The organism is Listeria valentina, from assembly GCF_011800755.1.
Taxonomy (GTDB): Bacteria; Bacillota; Bacilli; order Lactobacillales; family Listeriaceae; genus Listeria; species Listeria valentina.
Window position 1 is genome coordinate 1 of sequence record NZ_JAATJW010000043.1, and the last position, 20,349, is coordinate 20,349.

Below are 20,349 nucleotides of genomic sequence, written 5' to 3' on the forward strand. Positions count from 1 at the left end.
TAGTTCAGTGCGCTCAAAAATTAGTTTTTCCTTGAAAATAATTTAAAAGTTCAGCTTGACTTATTACCACTAGACTAATAAAGTTCCAATTGAAGTATACGCCTAAAACGCAAAAACATCATGAAAAAAGCTTTTCATGATGTTTTAAAATAAGTTATATTCACGTTTTAAGCGCTCTTCGTGCTTGTTAAATTGATGAATCCGCCATGGCTTGGGCGACAGAGAAAGGACACATTCCTCTTCAAGTTTTCGTAAATTCGTCGCCACATACGCACGAGCCAGATTTAAGTAGTTTCCGAGGATTTTCTGCGTGAAAAAATAAGGAATCAGGCAGGAACCATCCTCTTCAAGACGCCCGAATTTCTTCCCGATTATGATAAGTCCCGCTAAAATTTTTTCGTCTGAAGGAAGATGCACCTTGGCTTCGCGCTCGAACGCCGGAAAAGCAGCTAAATTTGCGAGCTGTAAAAAAAGATCAGGCTTTTCCTTTGCAATTTTTTCACGGACATAATCGCTTTCAAAACGGTAAGCACTGACCTCGCTAACGGCTTCATAAGAAATCGGTGAAAAACTATTTTCGGCCAAATGAAAAAAGCCCAATGCTTCTTCTTTTCCAAGAAAGGATAAAATAATATCTTCCCTGCAAGTGCCCTTGTTCATTGAAACGGCTCCATCTAAAATGATGTAAAAATACTGATTTTGCTCTCCCTCTGAAATAATGGTTTCTCCCCGCTTGAAATGGACTCTTGAATACGGCAGAACAGATTCCCGTTTTGATTGCAACAATGTAAGCAAATCAAAGTCTGTTTCTTCCAATTCTTTTTCAAGTGACATATAAATTCGTACCCCTTTTTCCGATATTTACTTTTTTATTATAAGCAAGAAAAAGCAATTTGGGTACTAATTGAATTGTGTACTAATGCACGTTTACTCGGATTTTACACGAATTAAATGACTTTTTATCAATCTGTTTCGTATCATAATTCCTAAAACACCTGCAAGAACTGCCTTGATGATGCCGGGGATAAAGAAAGGAACAAAGCCGGTATAGAAAGATTGCGAAAGCGACATGCCTGCGCTAATTTTGAGCCAAAACATTCCGAAAAGTAAAGTAAACATTGCTCCGACAATATTAGCGATGATGGCCATTTTAGTTGTATAGCGTGTTTTATCTAAAATAAGTCCTGTCAAATAAGTATTGGCTAGAAAGCCGATAATATAACCGCCTGTGATGCCGACAATGATGCCCAGTCCGGCTGTCATACCTTGAAAGACTGGAATTCCAATTGCTCCGAGAATTATGTAAACCAAAACAGAAATTGTTGCATGGCGAGCTCCTAAAATTGTGGCAGCAAGTCCAACGGCAAAAGTTTGACCTGTGAAGGGAATCGGACCAATCGGGATGGCAACTTGTGCAAGAATCGCGATGATTACTGCAAACAACGCATCTAAAATTAGAAATTTTAATTTTTCATTTCGCAAAGGGAAACACTTCTCAATGTGAACTTATAATTTTAAAGGTTAACATTAATTGTGTTTTTTTTCAAGTAAAAAAGGGTAAAGAATTGAGTAAAATAGAAATTTGAAACAGGAGGGATTCATGATGACTATAAAGATTAGAAAAGCGGAAATAAAAGACGCTGAGAAAATTCGAGAAGTAGCAACGGCATCCTTTCATGATACATACGAAACGATTATTCCGAGAGAAACGCAAGACGGTTTTTTAGAAAAATTTTACAATCTGGCAACACTAGAAAACAGAATTAGCGCAACCCCATTTGTTGTTCTAGAAAAAGAGGGTGAGCTTATTGGATTTGCGAATTTTATTGAGTTAGATAAAGGGAAAAGTGAGTTATCGGCTTTCTATATTCTTCCGAGTGAGAAAGAAAAGGGCTACGGAACGCAAGTTTTAGAGGAAGGAATCCATTTGTTTAACTTACCGCTGCCGATGTTTGTGAATGTGGAAAAAGGAAACGATTATGCCTACCAGTTTTACTTGCAAAGAGGCTTTGTTGAAACGGAGCGCTTTGTTGATGACTTTTATGGATATAAATTAGATACAATTCGGATGCATTTGACGCACAATATTGAAGAAGAATTGTGACAGTTTAGAAATGCCAAGTGGAGTCGCGCGAAAAAAGGACAATCTTGGTAGAACCTAACTTGTATTTTGAGTAGTAAAGTATTATGATGTTAATGAGCCTAAGTGGAGTCAGGCAAGAAAAGGGAACCATCAGAATTGAAGTCCTTTGCTAGGGACGAATAGCGTGATTACGAAATTTCGGAAAAACTTTCCGAGGTTTTAGAGCTGTGTTATTCTGAATGGTTCCAAAACCTTACTGTCCGCATCTTGCCTGTTTTTGATGTTTTAGAGCTGTGTTATTCTGAATGGTTCCAAAACAGCTTATCTTGATATGCGTGCTAGCGATCTGTTTTAGAGCTATGTTATTCTAAATGGCTCGGTAACATAACTAAAAAAGAAACACCTTGTTTTTGAGGCAGGGTGTTTTTCTATGTGCTTTGCTGAAAAATTCACAAAACGTTCAAATCATCTATGTTGTTCTTGTGCTAAACTGAAAGAATGATAACTAAAAAGGTAACTTAAAATGAAAAAATACTTATAAAGCAAGTAAAACTATAAACAGAAGCGCTGGGCAACTTGCCCAGCGCTTCTTGTTTGGCATCAAAAATGGACTTTGCGGAACTTGCCTGGCGTTGTGCCTGCATTTGCGCTAGCGAAGGCTTTGATAAAATGCGTGCTTGAAGAAAAACCACATTGTGCGCTTATTTGTTCGACCGTCAAGTTGGTTTCAAGAAGCATTCGCTTGGCTTGTTTGAGTCTATGTGTAAGCAAGTATTGATGCGGACTTTCTCCGGTGTGCTTTTTGAAAAGTCTAGAAAAATGATACGAACTGAGGCTCGCTTCATGGCTTAATCTTTGGATGGTTATTTTTTCGTAATAGTTATTGTGAATGAAAGTAAGGGCCGCTTGGATTTCTGGTGGATATTTATCCGATGGTGCGCTGCGCATCTCAAGTGGCAAGCGAGTTCGCTCAAACAAGCGCCCCAATAGCTCATTAAAGCAAGCCGCAATTTCAAAGTCGTGCAGAGCACCAGATTCCATCAAATCAAGAATGCGCGGAATTGGATTTTGTTCTGGCGGAAGGGAAAAAAGCGAGCCGTGTTGAGCGTACAGCGCATCGCAGAAACTTTGAGCCGTGGGGCCGTTAAAATGGACAAACTGGAAGCGGGCGTTTTGCGAAGCAAAGTAATGATTTTTTTCTTTGCAGTCAAGTAGCACGAGCGTTCCTGCAGGAGCCGTAAAGGTTTGTTCGCGGTAGTCAAAATGCAGTTCGCCGGATTTGACGAAGAACACCAAAAATGAGCTCATGTAATCGCGGGTCAGGCTGTACTGGACGTCCACGAGATATTCGCCGCTCCAGTACGCGTGGAGGTAAAGCTTTCGAGTGAGCTCCGTCGTTTCGTAAAAGAAAGGACCTCTTTTGGCTAGAATCCCCGGTTCGATTTTTGGGATGTAAGGATTGATTGTGATCACCTCTTTGTCAGACTTGATTATCAAATGTTGGCTTTCTTGGTTCCAATATAACCAAGAATTGATAAAAAAGCAAAAATTTACGATTTTATAGCACTTTTTTGCCGTGGCAGGGAATCGAAATTTCATTACAATGAAAGCGAATACAAAACAAATCAAGTTAATCAAAAGGAGATGGCAAGCATGACACTTAAAATGGGTGTAGTAGGAACTGGGGCAATTGGAAGAGAACATATCGAGCGAATTACGAAACGGATTTCAGGGGCGGAAATTGTAGCGCTATCGGATATCCACCAAGAAAATGCAGAGCAAATCATTCGCGATTTTAAACTAGATGCGCAATTTTTTGCGACGGATGCTGAACTTATCGCAGCTGATGTGGATGCGGTCATCGTTTCAAGTTGGGGGCCGGCTCACGAGGAAACCGTTTTGAAGGCAATCGAAGCTGGAAAGTACGTATTTTGTGAAAAGCCACTTGCGACAACGGCTGAAGGGTGCAAGCGAATCATCGATGCCGAAATGAAACAAGGGAAGCGGCTGCTTCAAGTGGGCTTTATGCGCCGTTATGATGCGGGCTATCAAATGCTGAAGCAAGCGCTTGATGCGAAAGAAATTGGTGAACCGCTGATGCTTTCTTGTCAGCATTTCAATCCGCAAGTGGATGAAAACTATACAACCGATATGGCAGTTGTCGACACGTTGATTCATGAAATTGATGTCTTGCACTGGCTCGTAGATGATGATTATGAAAGCATCCAAGTTTTCTATCCGAAACAAACGAGAAATAAATTATCACATTTGAAAGATCCACAAATTGTTCATTTAGTGACGAAAAGTGGCATTTCAATTCACGCGGAAATCTTCGTAAACTGTGGCTATGCCTATGATATTCAGTGTCGCGTAGTCGGCGAAGAGGGCATCCTGTCCTTGCCAGAAGTGAGCAGTCTTGGAATTCGAAAAGATGCCAAACGTAGTGAAAACTTATTGATGGACTGGAAAAAACGTTTTATGGATGCGTATGACAATGAATTTAATGCCTTTATAAATGCCGTTGAAAAAACGGGCTCGCCATCTTATCCAACTGCTTGGGATGGATACGTTGCAGCGGTTACGGCGGATGCAGGCGTGAAGGCGCAGCAAAGTGGCGAAGTAGAAAAAATCGATCTTCCAGAAACACCTGACTTTTATCGAATCTAAAAAGGAGGAATAAGGCATGAAAATTGGATTTAACGAGGGAACAACATTTGAAAACGCAACGCTTGAAGAAAACCTAGAATACTGCGAGAAATACGGGTATGACTACATTGAAATTCGTTCGATTGATCAGCTGAAGGATTACTTGACACGCCACAGTTTGGCGGACTTAAAACAGTACTTTGATACCCATCAAATTAAACCACTTTCGCTAAATGCGCTTTGCTTTTTCAATAATCGCACGAAAGAAGACGAAAAGGCTGTCATTACAGAGTTTAAAGAATACTTGGAAATTTGTCGCGCGATCGAATGCGAATATATTTGTGCAGTCCCATCCAATTTGGACGACACTGAAAAAGGCAAAACCCTTGTTCCAGAAGTGAATGAAAGTTGTGTGCGAGTGCTAACCGAGCTATCCAATCTCGCCAAGCCATATGGCGTAAAAATTGCTGTCGAATTTATCGGCATCCCAGAAAATACGGTGAACACTTTCGAGCAAGCTTATGAAATCGTGCGGACGGTTGACCGGGACAATGTGGGGCTCGTTTATGATACTTTCCAATTTACGGGAATGCATTCAAGCCTTGCGAATGTGACGAAAGAAACTGCCGATAAAATCTTCATTTTCCATATTAATGATGTTGATGATTATCCAGTTGGGCAAATGCGTGATACTGATCGTTGCTATCCGGGAGAAGGGATCATTGACCTGCAGGCGCATCTTGCGAAAATGAAAGAATTGAATTATGATTTCGTTGCTTCTGTTGAGCTATTCCGACCTGAATACTACCAAATGAATCCAGAGGAAGTTATTAAAAAGGCAAAAGCAACAACCGATGCGGTCATCGCAAAGTATTATTAAGCAAATGAAAAGGGCAACCCGGTTTCCGGGTTGCCCTTTTCATGCTTAGTTGAATCTCCGAAGTGAATCCATGAAGTTTTTTCCTAAGCGTGCATATTCAAGCGGGTTGGCTGTTTTTGGATCTTGCTCGGCTTCAATCACAATCCAACCTTCATAATGATTTTGAATGAGATAATCATAAATTTCTTGGTAGGCAATGTCGCCATCTCCTGGGACCGTGAACACCCCGTGAAGAAAAGAGTCTAAGAAAGACTTATTCGTCTGTTTGCATTCTTCCAGTTTCTTGCCCCGAACGTCTTTAAAGTGAACGTGTGCGATCCGGTCAAAGTGGCTATGCAGGATTTCTAGCGCGTTGCCATCCGAAACAAAAATATGGCCTGTATCATAGAGTAAATGTACTTTATTAGGATCAGTTGCTGCCATTAAACGATCTACTTCAGCTTTTGTTTGGACGCCTGTTCCCATATGATGGTGGAAAGCGAGTTTCAAGCCGTAATGATTTGCGATTTCACCGAGTTCATTTAGTCCTGCAGTGAGTGTATCCCATTCGACATCACTAAAATCTGGCTTCTCTGTGTAAACGCATTTGTCTGTTCCTTGAATGCTGTAAGTTTGTTCGGAATAAACGGCTATATCTGCGTCAACCGCTTTTAAAAAAGCGCAGTGTTTTTCAAAATCTTGTTTTGCTTGGTTGATCCCGTCGCGAATCAGATAGCCGCTAAACCATTGTCCGATAATACGCGTATCGCGGAGGCTAAGTTCTTTATTCAGTTCGTCAGGATCAGTCGGATAACAACCACCTACTTCAGTTCCTTCAAAACCAGCCAGGACTGCATCGCTTAGAATCTGTTTATATGTATTTTCTTTACCAATTTCTGGGATGTCATCATTTCTCCAACCAATTGGAGCAATTCCTACGTGAATTTTTGCTACTTCAACTGCCATTTTGCTTCACTCCTGTTCTTTTATTGGTTATATTATGGTTACATTGACTTGATAATCTTATTTCTTCTTTATTTTAGCTAATTTAACAAGTTAAATCAAGCATTTTTTGGATATATTTATCAAAAAATAACAAAAGTTGTTGAAAAAATGACCAACATTTATTATAATTGGTTTTATCGAGAATGCGCTTACATAAAAAGGAGGAAAAAAGATGGAACCGATAAAGGCAGGAATTGTTGGATTAGGCCGTCTTGGGAAAGTTCATGCTTCAAATGTACAAAATTATATTAAAGATTTAGAACTTGTAGCAGCATGCAGTGTTGTGCCCGAGGAGCTTAATTTTGCTAAAGAGTCACTTGGTATTCAAAAAGGATATGAGAGCTTTGAGAAAATGGTCGATGAGGCAGAAATTGATGCCGTCATTATTGTATCACCCTCAAGCTTGCACACCAAGCAAATTGAATACGCTTTCGCTGCAGGGAAACATGTTTTTTGCGAGAAACCACTTGGGGTGTCGCTACCGGAAATTGAGCAGGCGAAAAAGGTGATTGAAGCTCGGCCAGAACAAGTCTTTATGTTAGGCTTTATGCGCCGCTTTGATGAGTCTTACCGCTATGCAAAAGAAATGGTAGAAAGCGGAGAAATTGGGGAAGTGACGCTTGTTCGTTGCTACGGAATCGATCCAAGTTCTGGACTGGAAAGTTTCGTCAAGTTTGCTAAAAACAGTTCAAGTGGAGGTCTTTTCATTGATATGGCAATCCATGATATCGATCTTGTACGCTGGTTCACCGGTGAAGAAGTAAAACAAGTTTGGGCAATTGGTAACAACTTTGCTTATCCGGAACTAGCGGAATATGGAGATACAGAAACAGGCGCTGCTCTCATGAAATTAAAAAATGATGCCATCGCCATTCTTGTTTCAGGCAGAAATGCAAATCATGGCTATCACGTTGAAACAGAAATTATGGGAACAAAAGGAATGCTTCGCGTGGCTCAGGAGCCAGAAAAGAATCTCGTGACGATTTTTGACGACAAAGGAGTGAGACGTCCTTGCTCGGAACACTTTCCAGAACGATTTAAACAAGCTTTCATCAATGAATTAACAGAATTTGCTCGCTGCATTCGCGATGGGGATAAACCGGATGTAACAGCAAAAGACGGATTAGAATCAACAAAAATTGCCCTTGCCTGTACGAAGTCCTTTGAAACAGGCGAACTTGTGGCATTGGAGGATGAATAAGCATGAATTTAGACCAGCGATCAAAGAGAAATTTAGCAGTTTTTGCACTTATTTCAACTTTTGGGGGATTATTATTCGGTTATAACACAGGTGTTATGAACGGTGCGCTTGACTTTATGCGTCTCCCAAGTGAACTCGGATTAACCCCTGTGACAGAAGGTCTTGTAACAGGAGCCGTCACATTTGGCGCCGCATTTGGTGCTTTAATCGGTGGTAAACTTTCCGATAGCTTCGGCAGGAAACGAGTGATTTTTTACTTAGCCATTATATTTGTACTAGGTTCCGTATTTTGTGCAGTTGCACCAAATATTCCTTTAATGATTGCCGCTCGGTTGTTCCTAGGTCTTGCAGTTGGTGGGGCTTCCGTTATCGTTCCAACTTTTCTGGCAGAAATTTCACCTGCAGAAATGCGTGGTCGGATTGTTACTCAAAATGAATTAATGATTGTTTCCGGACAATTTATAGCTTTCTTGATCAATGCTGTTCTTGGAACGGCCTTTGTCGATAGCACACACATCTGGCGTTACATGCTAGCTATGGCGATTATTCCAGCACTTGTTCTTTTCTTTGGCATCATGCGTGTTCCAGAGTCGCCACGCTGGTTGTATCTCAACAAAACAAAAGAAAGAGCACTCGACTCTCTTGGTAAAGTACGTTCGAAAGAGGGAGCGAGAGAAGAATTAAATGTTATTGATATCTCGCTAAAACGCGAAAAAGAAGCACCAAAAGCTACTTTTGCCGATTTAAAGAAGCCTTGGATTAGACGCCTGATTTTCATCGGAATCGGTCTTGGGGTGACGCAACAACTTATCGGAATCAACATTATGATGTATTACGGGACAACGATTTTACAACGTTCCGGTTTCGCATCCAGTGCGGCGCTGATTGCAAACGTTGCGAATGGACTTGTATCCGTGCTTGCAGTTATCATTGGTATTAGCTTGATGCACCGCGTTGACCGCCGCAAACTCATCTTGACTGGGATTACTTGTACGACACTCTGCATGGCATTAATCACGATTGCACTATTCACTTTTCCAAATGCCGCTTTCTTGCCGTACATGGTTATCACTCTAACAGTACTATTTATCGGTTTTTTCCAAGGTTGCATTGGGCCAATCACATGGCTTTTGCTTTCTGAAATTTTCCCGCAAAAAGTTCGCGGACTCGGAATGGGAATCTCGACTTTCTTCCTTTGGATGGCAAACTTTGCCGTAGCACTCATCTTCCCGATTTTACTTGCGGGCGTGGGGCTACCAAATACATTCTTAATCTTTACTATCTTTAATATTCTTTCTTATCTGTTCACTTTCAAATATGCACCAGAAACAAGAGGGAAGACGCTTGAAGAAATTGAACTGGACTTCAAATTTGAAGATCAATTTGAATCTGATATGAAGGTGGAAGAAGGCATTCTTGAAAAAGAAATGGAAGAAGAAATTAAAGAAGAAGCAAGAACTGAAAAATAAAGGAGTGATCAAATTGAAAAGTTTAAATGTTGGTATGATCGGTGCCGGACGTGTTGCACAAGTCCACTTAGGCAATTTAAAGCAAATGAAAGATATAAAAGTGAAAACAATTTGTGATATTTTTGCAGAGGATTCCTGGAAAGAACGTTTCGGTGTAGAAATTGTCACCAAAGAAGCAGCCGATATTTTCAATGATCCAGAAATTGATGCCGTTTTCATTTGTACACCAACTGATACGCATACAGATTTAACAATCCAAGCTGCGAATGCTGGAAAGCACATTTTCTGTGAAAAACCAGTAGGAACAGAAGAAGCTTCCATTTTAGAGGCTTATCATGCTGTTTTAGCAAACAACGTAAAATTCCAAACCGGCTTCAATCGCAGGTTTGATAAAAGTCATGAAAAAGTGAAGCTTGAGGCAGCGAGTCAGGCCATTGGCGAGCGACACATTTTGAAGATCACATCAAGAGATCCTGAACCACCGAATATCGATTATGTGAAGCGTTCAGGCGGTATCTTTATGGATATGATGATCCATGATTTTGATATGGCACGCTTTATGATGGACGATGAAGTCGAAGAAGTCTTCACATATGGAAACAGCTTAGTTGATCCGAAAATTGGCGCCGCTGGAGATGTTGACACGGCGATCGTTTCACTGAAATTTAAAAGCGGAGCGATGGGGGTCATTGATAATAGCCGTAAAGCCGTTTATGGTTATGATCAGCGGATTGAAGTTTTTGGAGAAAAGGGAATGCTACAATCCTTAAATCAACCTGACTACCATGTCAATCGTTATACGGCGCAATCTGTTGAAGCAGGAACGCCGAAATACTTCTTCTTAGAAAGATATCAAGATGCCTTTTTCAATGAAGAAGTAGCCTTTTTCGATAGTATCAGACAAGATCAGCCAACAAAATGCAGTTTTAAAGATGGCATCATGGCGATTCGAATTGCGGAAGCGGCTAAAAAATCACTTGAAACTGGTGGAAAAGTAGCGGTTAATCTGGAAATCAAATAATAAAAGAAGGCAAGTGCATTGGAAAAGTTTCCAGTGTGCTTGTTTCTTTAATGATCAAGGGAATGAAAAAGGTACAAATAAAAAACTTTGGCTTAGTAGGAGCTGTACTCTTAAGCCAAAGTTTTTATTTTACCTTAAAATGGTTTAAATTAAAGTTTTCCGTTCAAAAATTGAGCTTCACCGTATCCAAATGACCAATCTGCGTCGCCATTTTCAACAATGGAAATCATCACATCGCGAGGCTCGATTTGGCATTCATCCAAAAGACGCTCTGTGACTCGTTTGTAGAAAAGTTGTTTTTGCTTTTCTGTACGCTTTTTACTCGTCACTCGAATGACCAGCTGGTTTTCCGTCCGGTCAAAACCAAGGCCCGTATCTAGCAAAATCATCTCTGCCTGGTCATGCAAATTTAAAATTTGATAACGGTCACGTTCGGGAACTTCAAAAGCTTCCACGACTGCCGCATGAATCGCATCCAAAACTTTCTTGTTTTCCGCGGGCGTTTTCCCGCGGAGCATATCAATGTTTAATAAAGGCATGTAAGTTTCCTCCTTATTTCGCTGACGTCATGATTTCGACATCATGCTTCTCACAGTAATCTTGATAAGCATCCGGAAGCGTGCTAGAAGTCACTAGATAGTCAAAATCGGCAAGTGCTCCGTAAGTTAGTAAAGCGGATTTTCCGGCTTTGTTATGGTCAACCATCAAGATCTTCTTGCTGGCTTTATTCATCATCCGTTTTTTGATTTCATATTCGAGATTATCTGAGTTCATGACACCTTGTTCGTAGGAAAACGCTGTCGCCGCCATAAAGGCTTTTGTGACGTTGTATTTATCAAAAAAGGACCAGTTTTCAACACCGACAAATGATTTAGTTCGGTGCTTCAGCGTTGTTCCAATGACGATGATTTTGATGTTGTCCATTTTGCTTGCTAGGTTGATGACATCTAGGTTGTTCGTGATGATGGTCACATTTTTTGCAGCTGGGATATGCTGGACAAGATAACGCGTGGTCGTTCCTGAATCAATGAAAATTAAATCATCGTTTTCAATCAATTGAGAGGCAAGTGAACCGATCTCTTCTTTTTCAAGGTGATTTGTGATATCTCGATTTTCAAATGGAAGGAGTTCGTTTTCATTTGATAATACGGAAACAACGCCGCCATAAACTTTTTTTATTCGGTTCGTCTCTACAATTTTATTGATATCCCGGCGAATTGTGTTTTTTGAAACATTAAAATGCTCACACAGATCATCAAGGCTCACGGTTCCCTGAGCGTGGATGTAATCTTCGATAGCTTGTATTCGTTTAACTTTCATGGGTAGGCCACCTTTATCTATATTTGGTAATGTTACATGTTCTATTTATATCATATTATCAAAAAATAATCAACACTTACTCTTTTTGGTGGAAAATGAAGATGTTTTTGGATATTTTTCTTGACGAAAACAATGTTATCAACTATTATATATAATATAATCAAAATATAACAAATATGTTCAAAAGGTAAGCATGTTTGTGAATGTAGAGGAGAATGATCATGACGGAAATTCGGAAGCTTAAAAACTACATAGGTGGCGAGTGGCGCGAAAGTAAGACGGAAAAATTTGAAGACGTTTACAACCCAGCAACTGGAGAAGTCATTTGTCAAGTTCCAATCTCGACAAGAAGCGAATTAGATGAAGCGGCAGAAGTTGCTGAAAAAGCATTTGAATCATGGAGTAAAATAGCTGTTCCAAGACGTGCACGGATTTTGTTCGCGTTCCAACAATTACTGATTGAACATAAAAAGGAACTAGCCGAACTTATTACGATTGAAAATGGGAAAAGCCTTTCGGAATCGCTTGGTGAAGTAGGACGCGGGATTGAAAATGTGGAATTTGCTGCTGGTTCCCCGTCACTTATGATGGGAGATTCACTTTCTTCGATTGCAACGGATGTTGAAGCCACAAATTACCGCTATCCAATCGGCGTGGTTGGTGGGATTGCTCCATTTAACTTCCCGATGATGGTTCCTTGCTGGATGTTCCCAATGGCGATTTCTGTGGGAAATACTTTTATTTTGAAACCATCAGAAAAAACCCCACTATTGATGGAAAAACTCGTTGAACTCTTTGAAAAAGCAGGTCTTCCTGGTGGCGTTTTAAACCTTGTCTACGGCGCGCATGATGTTGTGAATGGGATTTTAGAGAACCCGATTATAAAAGCGGTTTCTTTCGTTGGTTCTAAACCTGTTGGTGAATACGTATATAAAACGGGTAGTGCGAACTTGAAACGCGTTCAAGCGCTAACAGGTGCGAAAAATCACACGATTGTTTTAAATGATGCAGATTTGGAAGAATCGGTAACAAATGTGATCGCGGCAGCCTTTGGATCAGCTGGTGAAAGATGTATGGCTTGTGCAGTTGTGACGGTAGAAGATGGAATTTACGATCGCTTTGTTGCGGCGCTCAAAGAAGCAGCGGAAAACGTGAAAATGGGGCACGGCTTGGATGATGGCGTTTTCCTAGGTCCAGTAATTCGTGAAGAAAATAAAGCACGGACGCTTTCATATATTGAAAAAGGAATTGAAGAAGGTGCGAAGCTTACACTTGATGGGCGGAAAGAACTTCCAAATGATGGCTACTTTGTAGGTCCAACGATTTTTGAAGAAGTCACAACTGACATGACGATTTGGAAAGACGAAATTTTTGCTCCTGTGCTTTCTGTGATGCGTGCGAAAAACTTGCAAGAAGCGGTGGAAACGGCTAATCAATCTGAATTTGCTAACGGTGCTTGCCTCTTCACAAATAGCGCAGATGCAATTCGTTATTTCCGTGAAAACATCGACGCTGGAATGCTAGGTATCAACTTAGGTGTGCCCGCTCCGATGGCTTTCTTCCCATTCTCTGGGTGGAAATCTTCGTTTTATGGTACGCTACATGCAAATGGAAAAGATAGCGTTGATTTCTATACACGCAAAAAAGTGGTAACGGCTCGTTATTCACAAAAAGCTTTTCGTGACTAGAAGGAGGAGGAATAAAGATGAGTAAATTACAAAGAAAACCACAAAATACGAAAATCGCTGAAGGCGTTACGCTCGTTCAAGATATCAATGAAACAAATTCTGGATTAGAGTATGTGGGCTTTAAAATGATTGACTTAACACAAGGCGCGATTTACGAAGAAAGTTTGAGCGGGTTGGAATGCTGTGCCGTTGCTCTAGCCGGAAAAATCTCGGTAGCTGCTGGTGCGAAAACCTTCGAAAATATTGGAACGCGTGCGAGTGTCTTTGAACAAATTCCGACGGACAGTGTTTATATTGGAACCGGTGAAAGTTTCACGATTAAGGGGGAAACGGAGGTTTCGCGTGTTGCACTTTGTTATGCGAAATCGGACAAGCCGCTTGATGTTGCGCTGATAAAAGCCGAAGACAACTCCATCGAGGACCGTGGCAAGTATCAAAATAAGCGGCATGTACACAATATCTTGCCTGATGACAGCAACCTTGCAAATAGTCTACTTGTCGTTGAAGTGTATACGGAAGGTGGCAACTTCTCAAGTTATCCACCACATAAGCATGACGTTGACAATTTGCCAAATGAATCTTTTCTTGAAGAAAGCTATTATCACGAAATCAATCCAGGACAAGGCTTCTTGTTTCAACGTGTCTATACAGATGACCGCACACTTGATGAAACAATGGCGGTTGAAAATCGCGATGTGGTCCTTGTACCAAAAGGTTACCATCCAGTTGGCGTTCCAGATGGCTACACGTCATATTATCTAAATGTGATGGCGGGCCCAACGAAAATTTGGAAATTCCATAACGATCCAGACCATGAATGGATATTAGAGAGGGAGTAGTGGACGGAAATGATAAATTTAAATAAAAATAAAGAAGCTAAATTTGATCTCATCGCGCTTGGACGAGCTTGCATTGATTTGAATGCAGTCGAATATAACCGACCGATGGAAGAAACGATGACCTTTTCAAAATATGTTGGCGGCTCGCCCGCCAACATTGCGATTGGAACTTCGAAGCTGGGCTTAAAGGCTGGCTTCATTGGGAAGATTCCGGACGATCAGCATGGTAACTTCATCAAGAGCTACATGGAAAACTTAGGAATTGATACGAGTGGCATGGTGAAGGATACGGAAGACCGCAAAGTCGGGCTTGCCTTTACGGAAATCAAAAGTCCTGAGGAATGCAGCATCTTAATGTATCGTGAAAATGTGGCAGACCTTTACTTAGAACCAAGTGAAGTATCCGAAGCTTATATCAAGCAAGCTAAACTGTTGCTCATTTCAGGAACAGCACTTGCCCAAAGCCCATCCCGAGAAGCGGTAATCAAAGCCGTTCAACTAGCTCGTGAAAATGGCGTATTTGTGGCATTTGAACTGGACTACAGACCTTATACGTGGAAATCAGAAGAAGAAACGGCCGTTTATTATTCGCTCATCGCAGCCCAATCGGATATTGTTATTGGGACACGCGATGAATATGATATGATGGAAGGGAAAAAGGGCACCAATCAAGAAACGGTGGACAATCTCTTCAAACATCATGCTGAACTTGTCGTCATTAAACGTGGCTCGGAAGGGTCAAACGCTTATACAAAAGACGGACAAATTTACCAAGCTGGTATTTACAAAACGAACGTGCTCAAGACATTCGGGGCGGGTGACTCCTATGCCTCAGCATTCTTGTACGCGCTCTTCCAAGAAAAAGATATTGAAACCGCTCTCAAATATGGGAGTGCATCTGCATCCATTGTTGTGAGCAAACACAGTTCTTCAGATGCAATGCCGACGGTGGCAGAAATTGAAGCCTTGATTGGCGCTTAAGTAACGAGAGAGATGGAGGGAACGGAAGTGGCATACGAAACAATTCGACTTACAACGGCACAAGCGTTAGTAAAATTCTTAAATGCACAATATATTGAATTTGACGGTGAGGAAACCCCTTTTGTGGAAGGAATCTTCACGGTTTTTGGACACGGGAATGTTCTTGGGATTGGTCAAGCGTTATCAGAAGATAGCGGGCACCTAAAAGTCTACCAAGGGAAAAATGAACAGGGGATGGCACATGCGGCGATTGGCTTTGCGAAACAAAAAAACCGTCGAAAGATTTTTGCTTGCTCGGCTTCAGCAGGTCCGGGTTCAGCTAACTTCACAGCGGCGGCAGGAACAGCACTTGCGAACAATATTCCAGTTCTCTTTCTTCCAGCCGATACTTTTGCGACGCGTCAGCCAGATCCCGTTTTACAACAACTTGAGCAAGAATCGAGCATTTCGATTACTACGAATGATGCTCTGCGAGCGGTTTCCCGCTACTGGGACCGAGTTGAACGTCCTGAACAGCTGATGAGTGCGTTGCTTCGCGCTTTTGAAGTGATGACGAACCCGGCAACAGCAGGTCCCGCTACGGTTTGTATCGCCCAAGATACAGAAGGGGAAGCGTATGATTATCCAGCTGAATTTTTCGAGAAAAGAGTGCATTATATCAATCGAATGATTCCGACTGAACGTGAAGTGCTTGGTGCGGCAGAATTGATTAAAGAAAGTAAACGTCCAGTTATCATTGTCGGCGGAGGTGCACGTTATTCTGGTGCACGCCGTGAGCTGATCGAGCTTTCGGAAACTTGCAATATTCCGCTTGTAGAAACGCATGCTGGGAAATCGACTGTTGAATATACCTTCGCGAATAATCTTGGTGGAACAGGAATTCTCGGAACGTTAGCCGCAAATAAAGCGATTCGCGAGGCCGATCTTGTGATTGGGATCGGAACACGCTATACCGATTTTACGACAAGCTCGAAAACGGCATTCAATTATGACAAAACGAAATTCTTGAATATCAATGTGAACCGCCCACAAACGTATAAATTTGATGCGTTTCAAGTGGTTGCAGACGCGAAGACGACGCTTCTTAAATTGAAGCCGCTACTTCTTGATTATCAAACGAGTTACGGGGATGAAATTGGGCAACTTAAAGCAGAATGGGAAGCAGAACGCGCGCGGCTTGCGAACGTCAAATTTGATCGAGCAAGTTTTGATCCAGAAATTAAAGATCAATTTACGCAAGAAACATTCAATGAATACGCAGACGCGCTTGGAACTGAATTTACTCAAACGGAAGCACTCATTACGATCAATGATGTGATTGCAGAAGATAGCATTGCTTTAACTTCGGCGGGGTCGCTCCCGGGAGATATGCAGCGCCTCTGGAACCCGACTGTTCCAGAAACGTATCATTTGGAATATGGCTTTTCTTGCATGGGTTATGAAATAAATGGTGCACTCGGCGCCAAAATGGCATGTCCAGACCAAGAGGTTTATGCAATGGTTGGCGATGGCAGTTTTGTAATGCTTCATTCGGAGCTACTAACCTCGCTTCAAACGGGCTATAAATTGAATATTATGCTCTTTGATAACTCTGGATTCGGTTGCATCAATAATTTGCAAATGGAAAATGGTAGCGATAGTTTTTACTGCGAATTCCGTGATCAAGACCAAAAGGTTATGAATGTCGATTATGCGAAAATTGCGGAAGGCTACGGGGCTGTGGTTTACCGTGCCAACACGAAAGAAGAACTGGAAGCAGCACTTTTAGATGCGAAAAAACAAGACCGGACGACGCTAATTGAAATGAAAGTGTTACCGAAGACGATGTCGGATGGCTATTTAGGATTCTGGAACGTTGGGGTATCCGAAGTTTCATCGAAAGAACAAGTCTTGGAAGCATCCGCAGAACGAGCAGAAAAATTGAAAAAAGCGAAACGTTATTAAGGAAAAGGGGGAACCCGAATGGCTTTTGTTTCATTGAATCATTGTTTAAAGGATGCGAAAGAAAATGGCTATGCGGTGGGGCAATTCAATATTAATGGCCTCATCTGGATTCAAGCGATTCTGCGGACAGCAGAGCGCTTGGATTCCCCGGTGATTGTGGCAGCTTCTGACCGGCTGGTTGACTATCTTGGCGGGTTTAAGACGATTGCGGGGATGGTCAATAATTTGATGGAAGAAATGAAGATCACGGTTCCGGTTGTGCTACATCTGGATCATGGGCAAAGTGTCGAACGCTGCTTTGCGGCTGTTGATGCTGGTTTCAGTTCCGTCATGTATGACGGTTCGCATCTTCCAATAAAAGAAAACATCCAAAATACGAAAAAGGTAGCTGATTATGCGCATTCGAAATGGGTATCTGTGGAAGCGGAAGTCGGCTCTGTCGGTGGAATGGAAGATGGGCTCGTTGGTGGAATCAAATATGCTGATTTGAATGAGTGCGTGGAGCTTGTTTTTTGCACAAAGGTGGATGCACTAGCCGCAGCACTTGGCTCTGTCCACGGAAAATATCAAGGCGAGCCGAAACTGGGCTTTACTGAAATGGAAGCAATCAGCAGGGAAGCGGGCGTTCCACTTGTTTTGCACGGGGCATCGGGTATTCCGTCACAGCAAATCCAAAAAGCAATCGCACTTGGACACGCTAAAATTAATATCAATACGGAATGTAATCTCGCTTGGCGAAAGAAAATGGCGGAATCACTTACGGAAAATCCAGAGGTTTTTGAACCGCGTGCACTTACATTACCAAGCCTCGTTGCGATCGAAGAAGTTGTGGAAGAAAAAATGCGTGAATTTGGCTCAGTAAATCGAGTAAGTGAAATGGCGGCAAAAAGAAGCTAATATGAAAAACGCAGAATGGGTATCCTAGCGTTAAAAAGAGCAATCAAGTTTTAGCTAAATTAAAAGCAATGTCGTTGATGAAGATTTTTAAATAATTGTACATAGGGGGAATTAGATATGAAACTTGCTTATGATCCGTCCCATTACCGGGATAATACGAATTTGCGAGACACGGTCGAACATGTGGCAAGGCTTGGCTATGAGTACTTGGAACTTTCACCGCGAAAAGATTTCATCTGGTTTTATGAGTATCCCAAAGTGGATAAACAATTGATTGCAGATTTGAAGCGCTACACAAAAGATGCTGGAGTTAAGATTTCATCTGTACTTCCAGTCCAACAATGGTCATCGCCGAACGAGGAAGAACGAAAAGCGGCTGTTCGCAACTGGAAGCGCTCCATCGAAATCACTTCCGAGCTAGGTGTTGATTTAATGAACACTGAATTTAGTGGAAATAAACGAATGCCTGTAGAAAGTGAAGCGGCTTTTCTTCGTTCCATGGACGAGTTGATCCCGCTATTTGAGAGAGAAGGCATCAAGTTGAACTTGCAAGCCCATCCCAATGACTTTATCGAAACGAATACAGAAGCGATTCGGATGATTCGAGCGCTAGATAAAGATTGGATTAAATATGTTTATTCAACGGCGCATGCTTTTTATTATGATGACGGGATTGGCGATGTAGCGAAGCACTTTGAAGAAGCTGGAGATTTGCTTGCGCATGTGCTTTTTGCAGATACGCTCAATCATAAAGCGGCTTTTGGATTGCGTTATATCATCAATCCGCCAGATGCCGATGTGACGATTCACCAGCATCTCAATATCGGCGAAGGTGAAGTGGATTTTGATACGCTATTTGCGGAACTTCGCAAGATGAGTTTTGATGGCATTGCGACAAATGCCGTGTTTGCCTATCCAGACCGACCGGATTGGTCGAATGAAGTAACACTTGCGAAAATGAAAGCAGGACTCGGGATAAAATAAGTGAACGAGAAGAAGGCAAGCCCGCGCGTGTTTGCCTTCTTTAGTTATTAATAAAGAAAAATATTTTTAGATGTTTATAAGACAGATAATTTGGTATAATTATATTATCTACAGATTATAAAACACGATCAAGGTGATGAAAATGTTTTCTATACACATGGATAGGCAGGATAAGACAAAACAAATAAAAGATTGGTATCTATGGAGTAGAGGGAATGAAATAATGGTAACAGCAACATTCCCATCGGGTAAAAAATTTACGCGACCACTGGATGTATGTGAGATTAGGCCAACAAGTAAAATTGAAAACGGGATTTTAGAGAAGAAAAAAGAGAGAAATATTTATAAGTTAATTGATAGCGCAGTGAGTTATGGGGGTAAGTACTTAATTGTAAATTATCTAAATGATAGTAAAAACTACATTATGAAATCTGAGGAAGTTTCTGTCACAAAACGTTCTGATTTAAAGCACAAAAAAGTGTTTTCATATTTTGAAGAAGTCTTAAATGAACGCATTGAGAATGCTAGTTTGGACAAGCGTTCAATGATAGAGAATATAGAATATCAGCTTAGAAAAATCACTCCATATAGTGATACAGCACTTCATGCGTATTGTTGTGGGGAGACTAAAAGTAGAGAAGCTGCTAAACATCTTATATTTCCTTTTGGCATGAATCAAAGTCAATTGAGTGCAGTTAAAAATGCTTTTTCATCTCAGATTAGCATCATTGAAGGCCCTCCTGGAACTGGAAAAACACAAACAATATTAAATATTATTGCAAATATTTTAGTCAATGATAAAACAGTTGCTATTGTTTCAAACAATAACTTAGCAGTTAAAAATGTCTATGAAAAGATGGCTAAAGAAAAATTAGACTATTTGATTGCGAAATTAGGGAAAAATGCTGCCAAAAATGAATTCTTTCAAGAAATAACTGAAAAAACGTTTTCTAGAGATGACTGTGTAGACATAGACATTGTAGAAATTGATGAGTTATTAAAAAGAATAGATACTAGTTTATCTGCCAAAAATAAAGTTGCACAATTAACTGCAGAAATTAACGAAATAGTTACTGAGCAAAAATATCTAAGCGAATGGCATGAAGATAACAGGTTTGTCACTTTAATGGATATTAGTAGGTATAAGCTACAGCCAGAAAAAATAAGTGATTTGCTTGTTTATGTGAATTATCTTGCTAAAAAGCACATTTCATTTAAAGAAAGATTTCATTTATTGGTAAACTTCAAGATATTTAAGACAAAATTTTTGAGAACCTACGAAGAATGTATGAATTTTTATTATTCATTACAATTTTATTATTACGAAAAATTACTTAGTGAAAAGAAAAAACAATTAAAAAAATATAGTGCAATTCTTGAAAAAGTAAATTTTGAAAAGTTACTAAAGGAAT

19 protein-coding genes are annotated in these 20,349 nt (G+C 40.8%); 13 read left to right on the forward strand and 6 right to left on the reverse strand.

Annotated elements, in window-relative coordinates; all coding sequences use genetic code 11:
- Positions 1–144: 144 nt before the first annotated feature.
- Both HCK02_RS09805 and HCK02_RS09810 read right to left on the reverse strand, forming a co-directional pair.
- Entirely contained in the window at positions 145–834 is a 690-nt protein-coding gene (locus tag HCK02_RS09805) for a Crp/Fnr family transcriptional regulator (RefSeq protein WP_167629936.1), read from the reverse strand.
- Between the two features lie 93 nt (positions 835–927).
- On the reverse strand, positions 928–1,482 hold the full coding sequence (locus HCK02_RS09810; RefSeq protein WP_167629937.1) for a biotin transporter BioY: 555 nt from the start codon (positions 1,480–1,482) through the stop codon (positions 928–930).
- Between the two features lie 121 nt (positions 1,483–1,603).
- Between HCK02_RS09810 and HCK02_RS09815 the strand changes: the two genes are divergently transcribed.
- Positions 1,604–2,104, forward strand: coding sequence for a GNAT family N-acetyltransferase (locus tag HCK02_RS09815; RefSeq protein ID WP_167629938.1), 501 nt, complete (start codon positions 1,604–1,606; stop codon positions 2,102–2,104).
- Positions 2,105–2,683: 579 nt separating this feature from the next.
- On the opposite strand, the gene HCK02_RS09820 is transcribed toward HCK02_RS09815, so the two are convergent.
- Complete coding sequence (locus HCK02_RS09820; protein ID WP_167629939.1) at positions 2,684–3,580, reverse strand: AraC family transcriptional regulator; 897 nt, start codon at positions 3,578–3,580, stop codon at positions 2,684–2,686.
- Positions 3,581–3,736: 156 nt separating this feature from the next.
- Between HCK02_RS09820 and iolG (HCK02_RS09825) the strand changes: the two genes are divergently transcribed.
- Positions 3,737–4,750: a bifunctional inositol 2-dehydrogenase/D-chiro-inositol 1-dehydrogenase gene (gene iolG / locus HCK02_RS09825; RefSeq protein WP_167629940.1), complete on the forward strand. Its 1,014-nt coding sequence runs from the start codon at positions 3,737–3,739 to the stop codon at positions 4,748–4,750.
- Positions 4,751–4,766: 16 nt separating this feature from the next.
- Positions 4,767–5,609: a sugar phosphate isomerase/epimerase family protein gene (locus tag HCK02_RS09830; RefSeq protein ID WP_167629941.1), complete on the forward strand. Its 843-nt coding sequence runs from the start codon at positions 4,767–4,769 to the stop codon at positions 5,607–5,609.
- A gap of 45 nt (positions 5,610–5,654) precedes the next feature.
- Here the strand turns inward: HCK02_RS09830 and iolE are convergent, their stop codons facing one another.
- Positions 5,655–6,554, reverse strand: a complete 900-nt coding sequence (gene iolE, locus HCK02_RS09835; protein ID WP_167629942.1) for a myo-inosose-2 dehydratase — start codon at positions 6,552–6,554, stop codon at positions 5,655–5,657.
- 211 nt (positions 6,555–6,765) lie between these two features.
- Here iolE and iolG (HCK02_RS09840) point away from each other — a divergent pair, with 211 nt between their 5' ends.
- From iolG (HCK02_RS09840) to iolG (HCK02_RS09850), 3 genes are read left to right on the forward strand one after another with little or no spacing between them, the layout of a single operon-like run.
- Positions 6,766–7,794: an inositol 2-dehydrogenase gene (gene iolG, locus HCK02_RS09840; RefSeq protein WP_167629943.1), complete on the forward strand. Its 1,029-nt coding sequence runs from the start codon at positions 6,766–6,768 to the stop codon at positions 7,792–7,794.
- Positions 7,795–7,796: 2 nt separating this feature from the next.
- The gene (locus HCK02_RS09845; protein ID WP_167629944.1) at positions 7,797–9,263 is read left to right on the forward strand and encodes a sugar porter family MFS transporter; all 1,467 of its coding nucleotides are present in this window, start codon (positions 7,797–7,799) and stop codon (positions 9,261–9,263) included.
- Between the two features lie 13 nt (positions 9,264–9,276).
- Positions 9,277–10,284 carry an inositol 2-dehydrogenase gene (gene iolG / locus HCK02_RS09850; RefSeq protein WP_208970468.1) on the forward strand — a complete coding sequence of 336 codons (1,008 nt, stop codon included), beginning with the start codon at positions 9,277–9,279 and terminating at the stop codon, positions 10,282–10,284.
- Positions 10,285–10,433: 149 nt separating this feature from the next.
- Here iolG (HCK02_RS09850) and HCK02_RS09855 read toward each other — a convergent pair whose 3' ends face one another.
- Together HCK02_RS09855 and HCK02_RS09860 are read right to left on the reverse strand one after the other, a co-directional pair.
- Entirely contained in the window at positions 10,434–10,823 is a 390-nt protein-coding gene (locus tag HCK02_RS09855; RefSeq protein WP_167629945.1) for a tautomerase family protein, read from the reverse strand.
- Between the two features lie 13 nt (positions 10,824–10,836).
- A complete protein-coding gene (locus tag HCK02_RS09860) occupies positions 10,837–11,604 on the reverse strand; it encodes a DeoR/GlpR family DNA-binding transcription regulator (RefSeq protein WP_167629946.1) in 768 nt (255 codons plus the stop codon).
- Positions 11,605–11,825: 221 nt separating this feature from the next.
- Here HCK02_RS09860 and iolA point away from each other — a divergent pair, with 221 nt between their 5' ends.
- The 7 genes from iolA to HCK02_RS09895 form a co-directional block, all read left to right on the forward strand.
- Positions 11,826–13,292 carry a methylmalonate-semialdehyde dehydrogenase gene (gene iolA, locus HCK02_RS09865; protein WP_167629947.1) on the forward strand — a complete coding sequence of 489 codons (1,467 nt, stop codon included), beginning with the start codon at positions 11,826–11,828 and terminating at the stop codon, positions 13,290–13,292.
- A 17-nt stretch (positions 13,293–13,309) separates the two neighbouring features.
- Positions 13,310–14,131: a 5-deoxy-glucuronate isomerase gene (iolB, locus tag HCK02_RS09870; protein ID WP_167629948.1), complete on the forward strand. Its 822-nt coding sequence runs from the start codon at positions 13,310–13,312 to the stop codon at positions 14,129–14,131.
- 12 nt (positions 14,132–14,143) lie between these two features.
- Positions 14,144–15,112, forward strand: coding sequence for a 5-dehydro-2-deoxygluconokinase (iolC, locus tag HCK02_RS09875; RefSeq protein ID WP_167629954.1), 969 nt, complete (start codon positions 14,144–14,146; stop codon positions 15,110–15,112).
- Positions 15,113–15,139: 27 nt separating this feature from the next.
- On the forward strand, positions 15,140–17,056 hold the full coding sequence (gene iolD / locus HCK02_RS09880) for a 3D-(3,5/4)-trihydroxycyclohexane-1,2-dione acylhydrolase (decyclizing) (protein WP_167629949.1): 1,917 nt from the start codon (positions 15,140–15,142) through the stop codon (positions 17,054–17,056).
- 18 nt (positions 17,057–17,074) lie between these two features.
- Positions 17,075–17,953 (forward strand): class II fructose-1,6-bisphosphate aldolase, encoded by an 879-nt coding sequence (gene fba / locus HCK02_RS09885; protein WP_167629950.1) that lies wholly within the window; start codon positions 17,075–17,077, stop codon positions 17,951–17,953.
- Positions 17,954–18,070: 117 nt separating this feature from the next.
- The gene (locus tag HCK02_RS09890; protein WP_167629951.1) at positions 18,071–18,937 is read left to right on the forward strand and encodes a sugar phosphate isomerase/epimerase family protein; all 867 of its coding nucleotides are present in this window, start codon (positions 18,071–18,073) and stop codon (positions 18,935–18,937) included.
- A gap of 223 nt (positions 18,938–19,160) precedes the next feature.
- Positions 19,161–20,349, forward strand: a 1,189-nt coding sequence (locus tag HCK02_RS09895; RefSeq protein ID WP_208970469.1) for an AAA domain-containing protein, incomplete at its 3' end; no start/stop codon positions are given.